13 protein-coding genes are annotated in these 15751 nt (G+C 68.7%); 7 read left to right on the forward strand and 6 right to left on the reverse strand.

The genetic code is table 11. The annotated features are described in order from the left end of the window. Positions 1-154 precede the first annotated feature (154 nt). Genes ACWFRJ_RS02825 through xdhC form a run of 3 tightly spaced genes read left to right on the forward strand, consistent with a single transcriptional unit; the run spans position 155 to position 4936 of the window. Positions 155-1684: a xanthine dehydrogenase small subunit gene (locus tag ACWFRJ_RS02825; RefSeq protein WP_453524381.1), complete on the forward strand. Its 1530-nt coding sequence runs from the start codon at positions 155-157 to the stop codon at positions 1682-1684. Continuing rightward, positions 1681-4125 carry a xanthine dehydrogenase molybdopterin binding subunit gene (xdhB, locus tag ACWFRJ_RS02830; protein WP_453524382.1) on the forward strand — a complete coding sequence of 815 codons (2445 nt, stop codon included), beginning with the start codon at positions 1681-1683 and terminating at the stop codon, positions 4123-4125. The genes ACWFRJ_RS02825 and xdhB overlap by 4 nt, the downstream gene beginning before the upstream one ends. 1 nt (position 4126) lies before the next feature. Then, positions 4127-4936: a xanthine dehydrogenase accessory protein XdhC gene (gene xdhC / locus ACWFRJ_RS02835; protein WP_453524383.1), complete on the forward strand. Its 810-nt coding sequence runs from the start codon at positions 4127-4129 to the stop codon at positions 4934-4936. Positions 4937-5023: 87 nt separating this feature from the next. Here xdhC and ACWFRJ_RS02840 read toward each other — a convergent pair whose 3' ends face one another. The 5 genes from ACWFRJ_RS02840 to ACWFRJ_RS02860 all read right to left on the reverse strand — a co-directional run bounded on the left by ACWFRJ_RS02840 (position 5024) and on the right by ACWFRJ_RS02860 (position 9860). Further along, on the reverse strand, positions 5024-5980 hold the full coding sequence (locus ACWFRJ_RS02840) for a formylglycine-generating enzyme family protein (RefSeq protein WP_453524384.1): 957 nt from the start codon (positions 5978-5980) through the stop codon (positions 5024-5026). A 29-nt stretch (positions 5981-6009) separates the two neighbouring features. Beyond that, on the reverse strand, positions 6010-6993 hold the full coding sequence (locus tag ACWFRJ_RS02845) for an aliphatic sulfonate ABC transporter substrate-binding protein (protein ID WP_453524385.1): 984 nt from the start codon (positions 6991-6993) through the stop codon (positions 6010-6012). A gap of 62 nt (positions 6994-7055) precedes the next feature. Beyond that, positions 7056-7838 (reverse strand): ABC transporter ATP-binding protein, encoded by a 783-nt coding sequence (locus ACWFRJ_RS02850; RefSeq protein WP_453524386.1) that lies wholly within the window; start codon positions 7836-7838, stop codon positions 7056-7058. Then, positions 7835-8647, reverse strand: a complete 813-nt coding sequence (locus ACWFRJ_RS02855; RefSeq protein ID WP_453524387.1) for an ABC transporter permease — start codon at positions 8645-8647, stop codon at positions 7835-7837. The genes ACWFRJ_RS02850 and ACWFRJ_RS02855 overlap by 4 nt, the downstream gene beginning before the upstream one ends. A gap of 19 nt (positions 8648-8666) precedes the next feature. Then, positions 8667-9860, reverse strand: a complete 1194-nt coding sequence (locus ACWFRJ_RS02860) for an ROK family protein (protein ID WP_453524388.1) — start codon at positions 9858-9860, stop codon at positions 8667-8669. A 403-nt stretch (positions 9861-10263) separates the two neighbouring features. Here ACWFRJ_RS02860 and ACWFRJ_RS02865 point away from each other — a divergent pair, with 403 nt between their 5' ends. The 3 genes from ACWFRJ_RS02865 (at position 10264) to ACWFRJ_RS02875 (ending at position 14354) form a co-directional block, all read left to right on the forward strand. Beyond that, a complete protein-coding gene (locus ACWFRJ_RS02865) occupies positions 10264-11772 on the forward strand; it encodes a sulfatase-like hydrolase/transferase (protein WP_453525053.1) in 1509 nt (502 codons plus the stop codon). Positions 11773-11825: 53 nt separating this feature from the next. Beyond that, positions 11826-13193, forward strand: coding sequence for a family 43 glycosylhydrolase (locus tag ACWFRJ_RS02870; protein ID WP_453524389.1), 1368 nt, complete (start codon positions 11826-11828; stop codon positions 13191-13193). Between the two features lie 132 nt (positions 13194-13325). After that, positions 13326-14354, forward strand: a complete 1029-nt coding sequence (locus tag ACWFRJ_RS02875; RefSeq protein ID WP_453524390.1) for an NAD(P)H-dependent flavin oxidoreductase — start codon at positions 13326-13328, stop codon at positions 14352-14354. Between the two features lie 92 nt (positions 14355-14446). Here the strand turns inward: ACWFRJ_RS02875 and ACWFRJ_RS02880 are convergent, their stop codons facing one another. After that, positions 14447-15286 carry an SDR family oxidoreductase gene (locus ACWFRJ_RS02880; protein ID WP_453524391.1) on the reverse strand — a complete coding sequence of 280 codons (840 nt, stop codon included), beginning with the start codon at positions 15284-15286 and terminating at the stop codon, positions 14447-14449. Positions 15287-15378: 92 nt separating this feature from the next. Between ACWFRJ_RS02880 and ACWFRJ_RS02885 the strand changes: the two genes are divergently transcribed. Continuing rightward, complete coding sequence (locus ACWFRJ_RS02885) at positions 15379-15741, forward strand: winged helix-turn-helix transcriptional regulator (RefSeq protein ID WP_453524392.1); 363 nt, start codon at positions 15379-15381, stop codon at positions 15739-15741. Positions 15742-15751: the final 10 nt, after the last annotated feature.

The raw sequence follows: 15751 nt of genomic DNA on the forward strand, positions 1-15751 counted from the left end.
CATTCCGGATTTACCTTCACCATCTTCTGGCACGTAACTCTCGCGTGCCCTTTTGCGCCCACTCCTCTTCCGTGGCGCCTCTGAACACAGAAAGCTGCCTGAAATTGGCGAACATGATGAAGCGACCGATCGCGTACCGAAACGAAGGCCTGACATGGTAGCGGCGCGGATCACGGTCAATGGAAAAGAAGCACCGATCTCACCGGCCGCTACCCACACCACGGCACTGGATTTCCTGCGCGAGCGCGGCCTCACCGGCACCAAAGAAGGCTGCGCCGAGGGTGAATGCGGCGCCTGTTCGGTCCTGGTGGCCCGTCCCGGAGTGAACAAGCCCACCGACTGGGTGGCCGTCAACGCCTGCCTGGTCCCTGCCGCGGCCCTCGACGGCCAGGAAATCATCACCTCCGAAGGCCTCGCCTCCGCCGGTGAAGCGGGAACGCCGCCCACGCTCCACCCGGTGCAGCAGGAGATGGCCGTCCGCGGCGGCTCCCAATGCGGATACTGCACACCGGGATTCATCTGCAGCATGGCCGCCGAGTACTACCGACCTGACCGCTGCGCGCACGCGGACTCACACGCGGACTCAGGCGAAAACACGGACGCGGCCAACAGCACCGACTCGTCCAACAGCACCGACTCGGCCGAAAGCACCGACGCCGAGCACGGTCCGAACGGGTTCGATCTGCACGCGCTGAGTGGCAACCTCTGCCGCTGCACCGGTTACCGCCCGATCCGCGATGCCGCGTTCGCCGTCGGAACACCCACCGACGAGGACCTCCTGGCGCGGCGTCGCGAGCAAGCCGCGCCCGCACCGGTCGCCACCCAATACACCCAGGACGGCAGGGAGTTCCTGCGCCCGAGCACCCTGGCGGAAGTGCTGCGGTTGCTGCGTGACCGGCCCGACGCCGTGGTGGTCGCCGGAAGCACCGACTGGGGCGTGGAGGTGAATATCCGGTCCCGGCGCGAGAATTGCGTGGTCGCCGTCGACCGTCTGCCCGAACTGAGGGAACTGCGGGTCGAATCCGACCACATCGAGATCGGGGCGGCGCAGACGCTCACGGAGATCGAACGCCGCCTCGACGGCCGCATCCCGCTGTTGGCGGACCTTTTCCCGCAGTTCGCGTCGCGGCTCATCCGCAACAGTGCGACCCTCGGCGGCAATCTGGGTACCGGCTCCCCGATCGGTGACAGCCCGCCGGTACTGCTCGCCCTTGAGGCGTCGGTGGTGCTCGCCGGCGACGACGGTGAGCGCGAGATCCCCCTGTCCGACTACTTCACCGGCTACCGGCAGAGCGTGCGCCGTCCCGGCGAGCTGATCCGCGCCGTGCGCATCCCGATGCCGCTGTCGCCGGTCGTCGCCTTCCACAAGATCGCCAAGCGGCGCTTCGACGACATCTCCAGTGTCGCGGTCGCTTTCGCGCTCGACATCGAGGACGGGATCGTCCGCAAGGCACGCATCGGCCTGGGCGGCGTGGCTGCCACCCCGGTCCGCGCGCTCGCCGTCGAGGCGGCCCTTGAGGGCGAGCCGTGGACGGCGCCGACCGTCGAGGCCGCGGCCCAGTTGCTGCGGGCCCAGGGCACGCCCATGAACGACCACCGCGCAAGCGCCGACTACCGCTCCGCGATGCTCGGCCAGAGCCTGCTGAAGCTGTACGCCCAAACCACCGAGGCGGTGTCGTCATGAGCGAGTTGTCCGAGCGCCCCGAAAAGTCTGTCGTCGGTGTCTCCGTGCCGCACGAGAGCGCTGCCCTGCACGTGACAGGCGCCGCTCTCTACACCGACGACCTGATCCATCGCACCAAGGACGTGCTGCACGCCTACCCGGTCCAGGCCACGAAGGCCCATGGCAGGATCACCGCGCTGCGCACCGAGCGCGCGCTCGCCGTGCCGGGTGTGGTCCGCGTGCTGACCGTCGCCGATGTGCCCGGCGTCAACGACGCCGGGATGAAGCACGACGAACCGCTGTTCCCCGACACCGTCATGTTCTACGGCCACGCGGTCGCCTGGGTGCTCGGCGAGACCCTGGAGGCGGCCAGGCTCGGTGCCGCCGCCGTCGAGGTGGAACTCGACGAACTGCCCTCCGTGGTAACGCTGCAGGACGCGATCGCGGGCGACAGTTTCCACGGCGCCCGGCCCATGATGCTGACCGGCGACGCGGAGGCCGGCTTCGCGGACTCCGCGCAGGTGTTCACCGGCGAGTTCCAGTTCTCCGATCAGGAACACTTCTATCTGGAGACACACGCGGCGCTGGCCCTCATCGACGAGGCCGAGCAGGTCTTCGTCCAGAGCAGCACTCAGCATCCCTCGGAGACCCAGGAAATCGTCGCGCACGTTCTCGGCCTGCACAGCCACGAGGTGACCGTGCAGTGTCTGCGGATGGGGGGCGGTTTCGGCGGCAAGGAGATGCAGCCCCACGGGTTCGCGGCCATCGCCGCGCTCGGCGCCAAGCTGACCGGCAGGCCGGTTCGGGTACGGCTCAACCGGACGCAGGATCTGACCATGTCCGGCAAGCGCCACGGGTTCCACGCCCAGTGGAAGATCGGCTTCGATGCCGACGGTCGCATCCGGGCCCTGGACGCCACCTTGACCGCGGACGGTGGATGGAGCCTGGACCTGTCCGAGCCGGTGGTGGCTCGCGCGCTGTGCCACATCGACAACACCTACTGGATTCCCAACGCGCGCGTCGCCGGTCGCATCGCGAAGACCAACAAGGCGTCCAACACCGCCTTCCGCGGCTTCGGCGGGCCCCAGGGCATGCTGGTGATCGAGGACATCATGGGCCGGTGCGCGCCGCTGCTCGGCCTGGATCCGATGGAGTTGCGGGAGCGCAATTTCTACCGGCAGGGCCAGGTGACGCCATACGGACAGCTCGTCGCTCAGCCCGAACGGATCTCCGCCGTCTGGCAGCAGGTCAAGGAGAACGGCGGACTCGCCGATCGCAAGCGCGAGATCGCGGCCTTCAACGCCGCGCATCCCCACACCAAGCGGGCACTCGCGATCACCGGCGTGAAGTTCGGCATCTCGTTCAACCTCACCGCCTTCAATCAGGGCGGCGCATTGGTGCTGATCTACAAGGACGGCTCGGTCCTGATCAACCACGGCGGCACCGAGATGGGCCAGGGCCTGCACACCAAGATGCTGCAAGTGGCCGCGACCACGCTGGGTATCCCGCTGCACAAGGTGCGCCTCGCCCCCACGCGTACCGACAAGGTCCCCAACACCTCTGCGACCGCGGCGAGTTCCGGAGCCGACCTCAACGGTGCGGCGGTGAAGAACGCCTGCCAACAGTTGCGCGAGCGGCTGCTGCAGGTGGCCGCCACCCAGTTGGGTTCGAGTCCCGCCGATGTGCGCATCGTCGACGGCGTCGCCCGCACCCTCGGCAGCGACAAGGAGCTGGCCTGGGACGACCTGGTGCGCACCGCGTACTTCCAGCGGGTTCAGCTGTCGGCGGCCGGTTTCTACCGGACCGAGGGTCTGCACTGGGACGCGAAGTCGTTCAGCGGCACGCCGTTCAAGTACTTCGCCATCGGCGCCGCCGCTGCCGAGGTCGAGGTGGACGGCTTCACCGGCGCGTACCGCATCCGGCGGGTGGACATCGTGCACGACGTCGGCGACAGCCTGTCCCCGATGATCGACATCGGTCAGGTCGAGGGCGGGTTCGTGCAGGGCGCGGGGTGGCTGACACTCGAGGACATGCGCTGGGACACCGGCGACGGGCCGAACCGCGGCCGTCTCCTCACTCAGGCCGCGAGCACCTACAAGCTCCCCAGCTTTTCGGAGATGCCCGAGGAGTTCAACGTAACGCTTCTTGAAAATGCCACGGAAGAAGGTGCGGTGTACGGGTCCAAGGCAGTGGGTGAGCCTCCGCTGATGCTGGCGTTCTCGGTGCGGGAAGCCCTTCGGCAGGCCGCTGCCGCGTTCGGGCCGAGCGGGGTCAGCGTCGAGTTGGCCTCGCCCGCGACGCCGGAGGCGGTGTACTGGGCGATCGAGGCGGCTCGCCGGGACGAGGTGTCCCGGACCGGGTTCGCCGAGTTCGCCGGGCTGGCCGATGGCGGCTCTGCAGTCGGCGGCCACCCCGCCGGCGGTCAGATCCGTTCCGATGCGGCAACGCTGAGCGGTGCCTGACATGACGTGGGTCGCCGCGGTCGCACGGTTGCGAGCACGCCGGGAGTCCGGTGTCCTTGTGACCGTCGCGACCGTGCGCGGACACGCCCCGCGCGACGCCGGTGCGAAACTCGTGGTGGGGGAGAGCGAGACATGGGGCTCGATCGGCGGAGGAAATGTCGAGGCCGTCGCGATCGATCGGGCCCGGGAGATGATGGCCGCCGCCAAACCGGAGCCGGAGCTGATGGACTTCGCTCTGAACGAGAAGGTGACCAACCAGCACGGCGTGCAGTGCTGCGGCGGTACGGTCTCGGTGCTGCTCGAACCGCTGTCGGTGGTACGGGCGGTGGCGATCTTCGGCGTCGGGCACGTCGGCCTTGAGCTGGCGCGCATCCTGGCACGTCAGGACCTCGATCTCCATCTGATCGACACGCGCTCCGACATCCTCGCCGAGGAGCGGCTCGGCGTCCTTGCGGACGCGGTGGGGCAGGTGCACGTGCATCACACGCTGCTGTTGCCCGAGGAGGTCCTCGCGGAGCTGCCGCGCGGCACCCACGTCCTGATCATGACCCATGATCACGCCGAGGACGCGGCTCTGTGCGACGCCGCTCTGCGCACCACGCATCTCGGCTCCATCGGCCTCATCGGGTCGGCGGCCAAGTGGGTGCGGTTCCGCAAACGCCTCACCACCGAGGGCGGTCACGACGAGGCCACCATCGATCGGATCAAGACGCCGATCGGCCTCGCGGACATCACCGGCAAGGAACCCGCGACCATCGCGGTGAGCGTCGCCGCCGACCTGCTGCGCACGTTCGAAGCCGGCGGGAACTGACCCTACGACCGGGTCGACACCGATCGGCAACGGATCGAAGGGGCCCCGCATCGATGCGCGGCCCCGTCGATCCGTTGCCGCCCGGTGTCAGTCGATGTCCCAGGCCATGCGGAAGCCGAGGTTGCCCGCGGAACTGTCGACGGTGTTCGCGGTGCGGGCGGCGACGCGATACCGGTTGCAGTACGAGTCGTGGCAGAGGTAGGAACCGCCTCGCATCGCGCGACGGTCGGCATCGCCGTCCTGCCAGGGGTCGGCGGACCACTCCCAGACATTTCCCGCGACGTTGTAGAGGCCGAACCCGTTGGGGGCGAACGCGTGCACGGGAGCGGTGCCCGCGAAGCCATCAGATTCGGTGTTGCGGAACGGGAAGGTGCCCTGCCAGATGTTGCAGCGGTGCTCCCCACCCGGCGTGAGTTCGTCGCCCCAGGGGTAGCGGGCCTGGTCGAGGCCCCCGCGTGCGGCGTACTCCCACTCCGGTTCGGTGGGCAACCGTCCTCCGGCCCACCGGCCGAAGGCGGTCGCGTCTCGCCACGTCACGTGGATCACGGGATGGTCCCAGCGGCCGTCAAGGCGACTGTCCGGCCCTTCCGGTCTGTTCCAGGCGGCGCCTTGGACGCCGCACCACCACGGGGTTCCCGGCGGGCGTGATGACGCCTTGCGCAGGTGGCCCGGCAGGAACTTCGCGAACACGTAGCTCCAGCCGAACTCCTCCGCCTCGGTGACGTATCCGGTCCGCTCGACGAAGGCGGCGAAGCGGGCGTTGGTGACCGCGTAGGCGTCCATGGCGAAGGGCGGGACCGATACGTCGCGTACGGGCCCCTCGCCGTCACCGAGGTTCGCGTCCGCGTCCTCGCCGCCCATGCGGAAGGTTCCGCCGGGGAGGGGGACGCGGTCGGCGTACTCGGCGTGTGCGGCGTGTGCGGCGTGCGCGGGGCGGCACGCAGCCGTGCCGGAACGAACAGCTCCTTCGGGCGTGTCGGGGAGATCGCGTGCCTGCGGCTTCGGGCCGGAGGGGGCGCAGCAGCTCTTCATGGGGAGGCTCATTTCCGGCCCGTGCTCCACGTGGTCCAGGGCTACTTGCTGTACGCGTTCGTGTAGAGATCGCCCGTGTAGTACTCGGAGGGGTCCGGGTTCTCGTCCAGCTGCTTGTTGCGGACGAAGAAGTCGCCCAGCGTCTTCAGCCACTTGTCCACCTCGCCGCTCTTGGTCTTCGCGGCCAGGTCCTCGGTGGAGAGGGTCTGGACGTGAGAGGCGTCGGCCTTGGCCTGGGCCTCGGTGACCTGGAGCATCTTGGCGGTGAGCGTGACGGTCTCCTCGGGGTGCTGCTTACGCCAGTCGTTGGCCTGCTGCAGCACCTTGATCACCTTGCTGTTCTTCCCTTCGGGCACCTTGGTGCCGGCGACGAACGCGGTGGGGAAGGAATCCCCGGTGTCCTTGGTGCTGGCTATCTCCTCGAGGCCCGGAACCTTCTTCTTGATGGTGTCGATGGCGGGGTAGAAGAAGCCCGCACCGTCGATCTTTCCGGACGAGAAGGCGGAGACGATCGTGGACGGATCCATGTTGACCTTCTCGACGTCCTTCGTCGTCATCCCGGCCTTCGCCAGGGCGATGTTGAGGACCATGTCGCCGGAGGTGCCCTCGGGTACGCCGACCCGCTTGCCCTTGAGGTCCTTCATGGACTTCACGCCGGGCTGCCCGATGACCCGGTCGGCGTACGTGAGGGTGTTGACGGCGACGACCTTGGCCTTGCCGGATGCGGGCAGCCACATCGCGCCGGGGCCGATGTAGCCGTAGTCGAGGTTGCCGGCGCTGAGTGCCTGGACCTGCACGGGACCGTTGTTGAACGACTTCACCTGTGCGGTCAGGCCCGCCTTCTTCCACATCCCCTGCTTCTCGGCGATCGCGAGGAGGCTGGCACCGTTGTAGTCGCCGATGTAGCCGAACCGGACCGTGTTGTTGTTCTCGGAAGCGCTGTTGGAGCAGGCGCTGACGGAGAGCGAGAGCATGAACGCGACGGGCAGCGCCGTGACGGCGTGCCTGACCGACCTTCTGGGCATGCGGAATGTCCTCTCGGGGTGGTGCGCGGGGTTGGTTGTACGAAGTGCCGGGGACGGTGGGGTCAGGCGGCGGCCTGAGGCGGGGCTTCCTGGTGGTACACGGAGGTCCACACCTCGTTGCGGATGCGCCGGAACTCGGGCGAGAGCCGGATCTCCTCGGTGCGGGGGTAGGGCAGATCCACGTCGATGACGCGGTGGACGCGGCCGGGCTTGGCGGCCATGACGACGACCCGGCTCGCGAGGTAGACGGCCTCGTCCACGTCGTGGGTGATGAAGAGGACGGTGCGCTTCTCCTGGCTCCAGGTCTCGAGCAGCTGGTCCTGCAGCTGCACCCGGGTCAGGGCGTCGAGTGCACCGAACGGCTCGTCCATCAGGAGCACTTGGGGGTCGACCGCGTACGCACGGGCGATGGCGCAGCGCTGTTTCATCCCGCCGGAGAGCGTCTTGGGCAGGGCGTCGGCGAAGTCGCTCAGGCCGACGAGGCTGATGGCCTGATCGGTGCGCCGGCGCCGTTCCACGGCGGGTACGGAGGCGAGCTTGAGCCCGAACTCCACGTTCTGCCGCACGGTCAGCCAGGGGAAGAGGGCGTACTGCTGGAAGATGACTCCACGGTCGGGGCCCGGCCCCGACACCGGCGTGCCGTCGACCAGGACGCTGCCCGAGTCCGGCTCCTGCAAGCCTGCGGCCATGCTCATCAGGGTGGACTTGCCGCAGCCGGACGGTCCTACGACGGTGACGAACTCCTGGTCCGCGATGTCCAGGCTCACCCCGCCGAGAGCGGTGAAGGTCGCGTCCTTGAGCGGGAAGGTCTTCACCACGTCGCGGAAACTGATCTTGCTGTTCATCGTCGCTCCTGCCAGCCGGTGAGGCGTCGCTCGGCCAGCAGCAGCAGCCGGTCCATGATGAGCCCGAGCACGCCGATCGTGATCAGGGACACGAAGATCGTGTCCATTTCGAACCAGGTGGACGCCTTCTGCATCCGGTAGCCCAACCCCTCCTGGGCGCCGATGAGTTCGGCGGCGACCACGGTGGCCCAGGACGCCCCGAGGCCGATCCGCATGCCGACGAGGATGAACGGGGTGGAGGCGGGGACGACCACCTTGGCGAAGATCGTGCGGTCGGAGGCGCCGAGCACCCGGGCCGCGTTGATCAGTGTCCTGTCGACGTCGATGACACCCTGGAAGGAGGAGAGGACGCAGGCCATGAACGAGGCCAGGAAGATCACGGCGATCTTCGGCACCTCACCGATCCCGAGAAGCACGACCGCCAGCGGAATGAGCGCGAGCGGCGGGATGGTGCGGAAGAACTGGATGTACGGCTCGACCAGGGCGCGCACGGTGGGATACCAGCCCATGAGGAAGCCGACCGGCACGGCCACGGCCACGCCGATGGCGTAGCCGAGGAAGACCCGGCGCAGGCTGGCCAACGTATCGGACGCCAGGGTGCCGTCGGAGATCATGGTGCCGGCCTTCTGCGCCACCGCAGAAGGCGTGGGCAGGTTCTCGACGAGGCCCAGGGCGGCCACGACGCCCCATACGGCGATGCCCGCCGCCACCGCGACGGCGTTGAGGAGCAGGGGCCGGTGCCGGGAGCGGCGCGGCTGCTGCTTACGCCCCCCGGCGGCCGTCTTGTCGACGGGAGTGATCACAGCCATGGGTTCCTCGCTGGTGGCTTCACGCGTTCTCCTCGGAGACGGGCTGCGGGTAATGGGAGAGCAAGGGGGATTCATGGAGAACGAGGGCGATGCCGCCGAGCGCGCTCCCGGCATCGCCGAGCGTCGCGCGCCGTACGTCCACGAGCTGGCGGACCAGCGGCATCAGCTGCTGCCGCAGGGCCCGTTCGACCGGCTCGAGGAGGGCGGGGCCTGCCTCCGCCAGTTCGCCGCCGATGACGATGACGCCTGGTCCGACGGCATGACAGACGGCGGCAAGTACCCCGCCTACGTCGCTGCCGACGCGTTCGAGGACGTTCAGGGCGTACGGTTCGCCGACGGCGGCCGCGTCGAGGAGTCCGGCGAGGTCGTCGGCCCGGCCACCGGCTTCGCGGTAGCGGTTCAGGACCGCGTCGAGCGAGGCGCGGGTCTCCAGACAGCCGATCCCGCCGCATTCGCACGGTCTGCCCGCCGGGTCCACGGTGATGTGTCCGAACTCGCCGGACAGGCCGTTGCGGCCGCGGTGCAGCGCGCCGCCCACGACCAGGCCGCCGCCGACGCCGTGTGACAACCGCAGGTAGAGCACGTCGCTGCTGTCCGCCGCCGCGCCCCACACGGCTTCGGCGAGCGCCGCGAGCCGGGTGTTGTTGTCCAGGAGCACCGGCACGCCGAACTGCTTGCGGAGCAGGTCAGGCAGGCCGTCGATGCCCTGCGCGCGGGCGTTCTCGCTGCCGGGGTCGGTGATCGGTCCGACCACGCCTACGCCGATCGCGCTGAGCGCGTCGAGGTGTGCGGTGCCCGACGTGGCGATGAGACGTCCCGCGATGTCGATCCGCTCGGGCCAGGACAGGTCCGCGGCATGGGACTCGCTCGCCGAACCGATCACCTCATGGGCGAAGTTGACCGCCGCGACGTGTACGGCACGGCGCGCGAAGTCGATGCCGACCACCTCGCCCGCGGCCGGGTTCAGGCTGAGCTTCTCCACCGGCCGGCCGCGCTTGCGCACCTCGACGTGTGGTGTGCCCGTGACCACGGAGCCGCTGCCGACAAGCCCGGCGACGATGTCGTGGAGCGTGGTTCGGGACAGCCCGCTGCGGTCGCCCAACTCGGCGCGGCTCAGCGGACCGTGCTTGCGGAGCAGCTCAAGAACGGCTTGCTCATGGCTGCGTCGGAGCCGCGTCAGCGGGCCGTCGTGTTCGTGCATGCAGGACAGCATGTGAGCGCCGAGTATTTTCGTCAATGAGTCGAAACAAATTGTTCATGTGAATGCCACACCCCTCACGAGGCTCTTCACCGATACCGGCTTGACCTGCTGTCACGTACAGGCAAACAGGTTTGTCACTCCCGGTCTCAGGACGTGTCGGCGGCGCGGAACGGTGCTCATGCGCCTTGGTGGGCTACCTCGGTGTGATTAACGTCCGTACTCTTGACTTAAATCGTCGCCGGATCGGAGCATGCGACGCACGGCACCTTCGGGCACGCACGGCACCTTCGGGCACGCACCGGAAGCTTCGGGCACGCACCGGAAGCCGCGTCACGCTCCCAGGACCGCGTCGGCCCGCCCCGGCCGCCGCGCGAGCCGGACCGACCGACCCGAGAGGCCCTCCGTGCGCCACAACATGCTCTTCCTGATGACCGACCAACACCGGGTGGACACCCTGGGCGCGTACGGCAACCCGCACACGCACACCCCGAACCTCGACCGGCTCGCGGCCGACGGCACACGGTTCGACAGCTTCTACACCCCCACCGCGATCTGTACCCCGGCACGCGCGAGCCTGCTCACCGGGGCGGCCCCGTTCCGGCACAAGCTGCTCGCCAACTATGAGCGCAACGTCGGTTATCTCGAGGACCTCTCCGACGGCCAGTTCACCTTCTCCGAGCAACTGCGCTCCGAGGGCTACAACCTGGGCCTGCTCGGCAAGTGGCACGGCGGTGTACGCCGCAACGCCGCCGACTACGGCTTCGAGGGCCCCGACCTGGTCGGCTGGCACAACCCCGTGGACCACCCCGACTACCTCGCCCACCTGGCGGAGAACGGCCTGCCCCCGTACCGCATCACCGACCCGGTGCGGGGCACCACACCCAACGGCAGCCCCGGAAACCTCCTCGCCGCGCGCCTCCACCAGCCGGTCGAAGCCACCTTCGAGTACTACCTGGCCACGCGCACCATCGAGATGCTCCGCCGCTTCGCCGCACAGGAGGACGACGGCGGTGGCGCGCCGTTCTTCCTGGCCACCCACTTCTTCGGCCCGCACCTGCCGTACATCCTCCCGGACGCGTACTACGACATGTACGACCCCGATCTGGTCGAACTGCCCGCTTCAGTGAGCGAGACCTTCGCGGCGAAACCGGCAGTCCAGCAGAACTACAGCAAGCTGTGGGCCTTCGACACCATGACCCTTGAGGAGTCGCGGAAGCTGATCGCCGTCTACTGGGGCTACGTCACGCTCATCGACGAGCAGATCGGCCGCATCCTCGACGCCATGCGGGAGTTGGGCCTGGACGACAGGACGGCGGTCTTCTTCACCGCCGACCACGGCGAGTTCACCGGCGCCCACCGGCTGCACGACAAGGGCCCCGCGATGTACGAGGACATCTACCGCATCCCCGGGCTGTTGAAGGTCCCAGGCGCCCCGCAGGGCCAGGTCCGCGAGGAGTTCGTCTCCCTCACCGACTGCACCGCCACCATCCTCGACTTGGCGGGCAGCAAGACCGAGCCGGCCGTGGACAGCCGCAGCCTGCTGCCCCTCGTACGCGGCGAGCACCCGCAGTGGGACGAGCACCACCTCGCCGAGTTCCACGGCCACCACTTCCCCTACCCGCAGCGGATGCTGCGCACCAGAAGCCACAAGCTGGTGATCAACCCGGAGTCCCGCAACGAGCTGTACGACCTCGATGCCGACCCCGACGAGCTGCACAACCGCCATGACCACCCCGAAATGCTGGGCATACGCACGGCACTGACCCGGCAGCTGTACGACCTGCTCCGCGAGCGCGGCGACAACTTCTACCACTGGATGACGCCGATGTACGACGTGGAGACGGACTACGACACGACCCTCTCCGCGTTCGAGACCGGCGGCCTCGAAGCGCACGCGGAGGGCAGCGCCGCACGCCCCCACTGATTTTCCGACAGCACCGGTGTCCTCGACGACAGACGACAAAGGATTCGCTACTGATGACCAGATCCGAGAACGGAACGAACTTCGGCCGACGGTCCATGCTGGCCGGCATCGCAGGCACCGTGGGCGTGGCCGCACTGCCCTCGGCCACTGCCCAGGCGCTGCCCGGTGAAGCCGCACTGCCCGCGGAGGCCGCACTGCCCGCCGAAGCCGCGGCGGCGAAGCATCACAAGCATCACCCGTCGAACTGGCCCGACCCCAGGCCGTACGGTGTCGCGGACGCCCGCGAGGACCTGTGGCCGCGCGAGGACAACTCCTTCGTCCTGCCCCTCCAGCTCCGTCCCCGCGACAAGGATCTCGGCCGCGTCTGGATGCGCGACACCTACGTCAACTGCTTCGTCGTCAACGGCCGTCCGCTCTACGTCGCCACCGGCACCACCCGCGTGCCCGGCCTCACTGCGGCAGGACCCTGGAACGACGGCCTCTTCGTATGGACGGCGCCGTCCCTGCACGGCCCGTGGCGGCTTGCCGACACCAAAGGCATTCGGCCCGGCGCGGAGCGCGGCAAGGTGTGGTCGCCCGAGTTCGTCGGGGAGAACCGCCCCGGCCGCACGGTCGTCGCCCCGTGGCAGGAGTACTGGTACGACGACGAGTTCGGCAAGCGCGGCCAGGCGTGGGCGCCCGAACTGCACTACTTCCGTGGCAAGTGGTACCTCGTCGCGTGCATGGGCGACCACTCCCAGAAGGTCGGCTCGTTCATGCTGGTGAGCGAGGGCGGGGTCGCGGGCCCGTACCGCCTCGTCGAGGGCAATCTCGAAAAGCCCTTCGGTGACTCGTTCATCGGCGGGCCGTCGTTCATCAAGCCCGGCGCGTACCACCACATCGACGGCAGCCTGTACTCGGAGGGCTCCGACGCATGGCTGGTGCTGCACAATCACGTCTACGCCAAGTTCCGCGGGGACATGGAGGACATCGTTCCGACGACGAACCTCCCGGCGTTCAAGCAGACCCCGTACACGCCCGAGCCGTACCTGGAGGGCGCCTACGTCTTCAAGCACGGCGGCAAGTACTACCTGGTGCACGCCGCATGGGACCGCACGTCGGTCAACGCCGACGGCAGCACGCGCTACGCCTACGACGTCGGGGGCGCAGGACGGACGCAGTACCAGTACGACGCGATCGTCGCCGTGGCGGACCATTTCGAAGGCCCGTACTCCGAGCGCTGGACCGCGGGAGTCGGCGCCGGGCACAACAACTTCTTCAAGGACCGCGACGGCGACCTGTGGGCGACCTTCTTCCGCAACCCGGCCTTCGGCCACTGGGCCGACCCCTCCCGCGCCGATGATGCCGCGGTAGCGGGTGTCGTCCGCCTGGAGTGGACGGGCCCGAAGGGCAACCGCCTGTACGTACGGCGCCAGAGGTAGAGCACAAGGAGGCCGACGATACGGTTCGCGCCCATCCGCACCGGACGCTGGCCTCGTACTGTCGTCCGGTGGGAACCTGCGGAACGGGCGTGGGAAGGGCCCGTGTCTCACGAGCTCCAGGAGGAAGCCGTCATGAGCGTGCTGTCCACCAGGTTCACCGAGAAGTTCGCCGTTCCGTACCCGTTCGCCTGTGCCGGAATGGCCTTCGCGGGCGGAACATCAGATCTGGCGGTGGCCGTCACCCGGGCGGGTGGTGTCGGCGCGGTGGGCGCCGCGCTCATGCCCGCGGAGCGGCTCCGGCAGATCATCCATGAGGTCCGCGACGGCGTGGGGAGTGCGCCGTTCGGCATCAACCTGATCTCGTACTTCGACAACTCCGAGCATGTCCGGGTCTGCGCCGACGAGCGGGTGCCGATCGTCTCCTACCACTGGGGGCACCCGCCCGGCGACGAGCTCAAGCAGCTGCGTGAGGCCGGGGTGTCGGTGTGGGAGCAGGTCGGTTCCGCCGAGGAGGCCCGGCTCGCCGTCGACGACGGCGTGGAGGTCGTCGTCGCCCAGGGCTGGGAGGCCGGTGGCCACAACTACGGCGGCCTGCCCACCATGGTCGGCGTCCCCTCCGTCGTGGACGCCGTGGGTGACCGCGCGCTGGTACTCGCCGCGGGCGGGATCACCGACGGACGCCAGAGCGCCGCGGCCCTGTGCCTGGGCGCCGACGGCGTATGGGTGGGAACGCGCCTTGTCGCGTCGCGGGAGGCGCAGGTCCATCCCGAGCACCACCGTCGGCTGATCTCGGCCCTGGGGGAGGACTCGGTCCGTTCAGCGATCTTCGGCCCTGAGTGGCCGGACTTCAATCCGATGCGGGTACAGCGCAATCGCGTGGTGTCCGAGTGGAACGAGCGGCTCGACCAAGTACCGAAGGACCGTGACGCACTCGACCAGATCGGCACCACGGTCTTCCAGGGGGAGGAGACCGTGCTGCGCAAGTTCAATGTGCTGCCGCCGATGCCGGGGACCGAGGGGGACTGGGAGGAGATGCCGTGGCTGATGGGGCAGGGCGTCGGCCTCGTCCACGACATCAAGCCCGCCGAGGCCATCGTCCGGGAGATGATGGATCAGGCAGAGCGGGTACTGACCCGGTTCGGATCCGGAGACCGGTCATGACGGTGCCCCGGCGACGTCGGCACCGCGGAGGTGGGTGCCTCGTGCGGCCACAGCCGCACGAGGCTTTCCGGACGCTTCAGTTGAGTTGTGGCTCAGCGGAAGACGGAGATGTTGCGGGCGACCCAGGCGTCGAAGGGGTGCGGGGCGCGGCCGAGGACTTGTTCCACGTCCGGGCTGATCCGCAGTTCGGCCGGGTTCGGGGCGCCGATGATGTCCAGGGTGTCGTCGGCGAGTTCCGCGGGCACGTGCCGGGTCATTTCGGCCTTGGCCTCGTCGCGGGTGAGTTCGTGGAACCGTACCGGCGAGCCGAGCGCGGCGGCGATCGCCGCTGCCTGCTGACGCGGCGTGATCACCTCAGGCCCGGTCAGCTCGTACACTCCGCCCGTGTGCCGGTCGTCCAGCAAGCAGGCCGCCGCGACCTCGGCGATGTCGGCCGGGTCGATGACCGGCACTCCTACGTCGCCGAAGGGTGCGGCGACCGTCCCTTGTGTGCGGACGGGCTCAGCCCATGCCAGGGCGTTGGAGGCGAAGCCGCCCGGTCGCAGGACGGCCCAGTCGAGGCCGGACTCCCGCAACGCGTCCTCCATCGCGCGCATCGCGACCCTCGTCGGGCCGAGCGGCCTGGTCGCCACGCCAAGCGAGGACAGCAGGACGACCCGGCGGACCCCGCTTGCCGCGGCCAGGTCGATGAGGTCGGTCGGTCTGGCTCCGGGGGCGTGCAGGTCGCCGGAGAGCAGGAGGAACAGTGCCTTCGCACCGTCCAACGCGGTTGTGAGGCACGCCGGTTCGGCCAGGTCGGCCGTCACGTGCCGGACGCCGTCCGGCACCGCCACGGCGCGCCGCGACACCGCTGTCACCTGCTCGCCCGCCTCGATCAGGGCCTGCGTCAGAGGCCGGCCCACATTGCCGGTAGCCCCGGTCACCACGATCATGTTCAGCTCCTAGTCCGTTGTGCACTACGGCAACTGACGCTAGGAGCCGGGCTTACTTTCCGTAAGAACATACCCAGAGGTAAGCTCCGGACATGAGGGAAGGCGCGCAGCTTACGCAGGCCGAGGCAGGCAGCCGGTATGACGTGTTTCACACCGACTGCCCCGCTCGCGGGGTGATCGACCACGTGACCAGCAGGTGGGGCGTCTGGGTGCTCATCTCCCTGCGGAACAACGACCTTCGGTTCTACGAGCTGCGCGACAGCATCCGGGGCATCAGCGAGAAGATGCTCGCTCAGACCCTGCGCGCGCTGGTCCAGGACGGCCTGGTCTGGCGAGAGGTCGAGCCGACGACGCCGCCCCAAGTCACGTACGGGCTCACCGAGTTCGGTCAGGAGATCGGCGAGCCTTTGACGGACTTGTTCGACCGGATCACGCTGCGGCTGACGGATCGCTGACGCCGATCTC

Source organism: Streptomyces sp. NPDC055239 (assembly GCF_053606205.1).

Excerpts from the sequence above, each read along its gene's own strand:
- ACWFRJ_RS02825 (WP_453524381.1), top strand. The coding sequence starts at position 155 with ATGGTAGCGGCGCGGATCACGGTCAATGGAAAAGAAGCACCGATCTCA.
- xdhB (WP_453524382.1), top strand. The coding sequence starts at position 1,681 with ATGAGCGAGTTGTCCGAGCGCCCCGAAAAGTCTGTCGTCGGTGTCTCC.
- xdhC (WP_453524383.1), top strand. The coding sequence starts at position 4,127 with ATGACGTGGGTCGCCGCGGTCGCACGGTTGCGAGCACGCCGGGAGTCC.
- ACWFRJ_RS02840 (WP_453524384.1), bottom strand. The coding sequence starts at position 5,980 with ATGAGCCTCCCCATGAAGAGCTGCTGCGCCCCCTCCGGCCCGAAGCCG.
- ACWFRJ_RS02845 (WP_453524385.1), bottom strand. The coding sequence starts at position 6,993 with ATGCCCAGAAGGTCGGTCAGGCACGCCGTCACGGCGCTGCCCGTCGCG.
- ACWFRJ_RS02850 (WP_453524386.1), bottom strand. The coding sequence starts at position 7,838 with ATGAACAGCAAGATCAGTTTCCGCGACGTGGTGAAGACCTTCCCGCTC.
- ACWFRJ_RS02855 (WP_453524387.1), bottom strand. The coding sequence starts at position 8,647 with ATGGCTGTGATCACTCCCGTCGACAAGACGGCCGCCGGGGGGCGTAAG.
- ACWFRJ_RS02860 (WP_453524388.1), bottom strand. The coding sequence starts at position 9,860 with ATGCTGTCCTGCATGCACGAACACGACGGCCCGCTGACGCGGCTCCGA.
- ACWFRJ_RS02865 (WP_453525053.1), top strand. The coding sequence starts at position 10,264 with ATGCTCTTCCTGATGACCGACCAACACCGGGTGGACACCCTGGGCGCG.
- ACWFRJ_RS02870 (WP_453524389.1), top strand. The coding sequence starts at position 11,826 with ATGACCAGATCCGAGAACGGAACGAACTTCGGCCGACGGTCCATGCTG.
- ACWFRJ_RS02875 (WP_453524390.1), top strand. The coding sequence starts at position 13,326 with ATGAGCGTGCTGTCCACCAGGTTCACCGAGAAGTTCGCCGTTCCGTAC.
- ACWFRJ_RS02880 (WP_453524391.1), bottom strand. The coding sequence starts at position 15,286 with ATGATCGTGGTGACCGGGGCTACCGGCAATGTGGGCCGGCCTCTGACG.
- ACWFRJ_RS02885 (WP_453524392.1), top strand. The coding sequence starts at position 15,379 with ATGAGGGAAGGCGCGCAGCTTACGCAGGCCGAGGCAGGCAGCCGGTAT.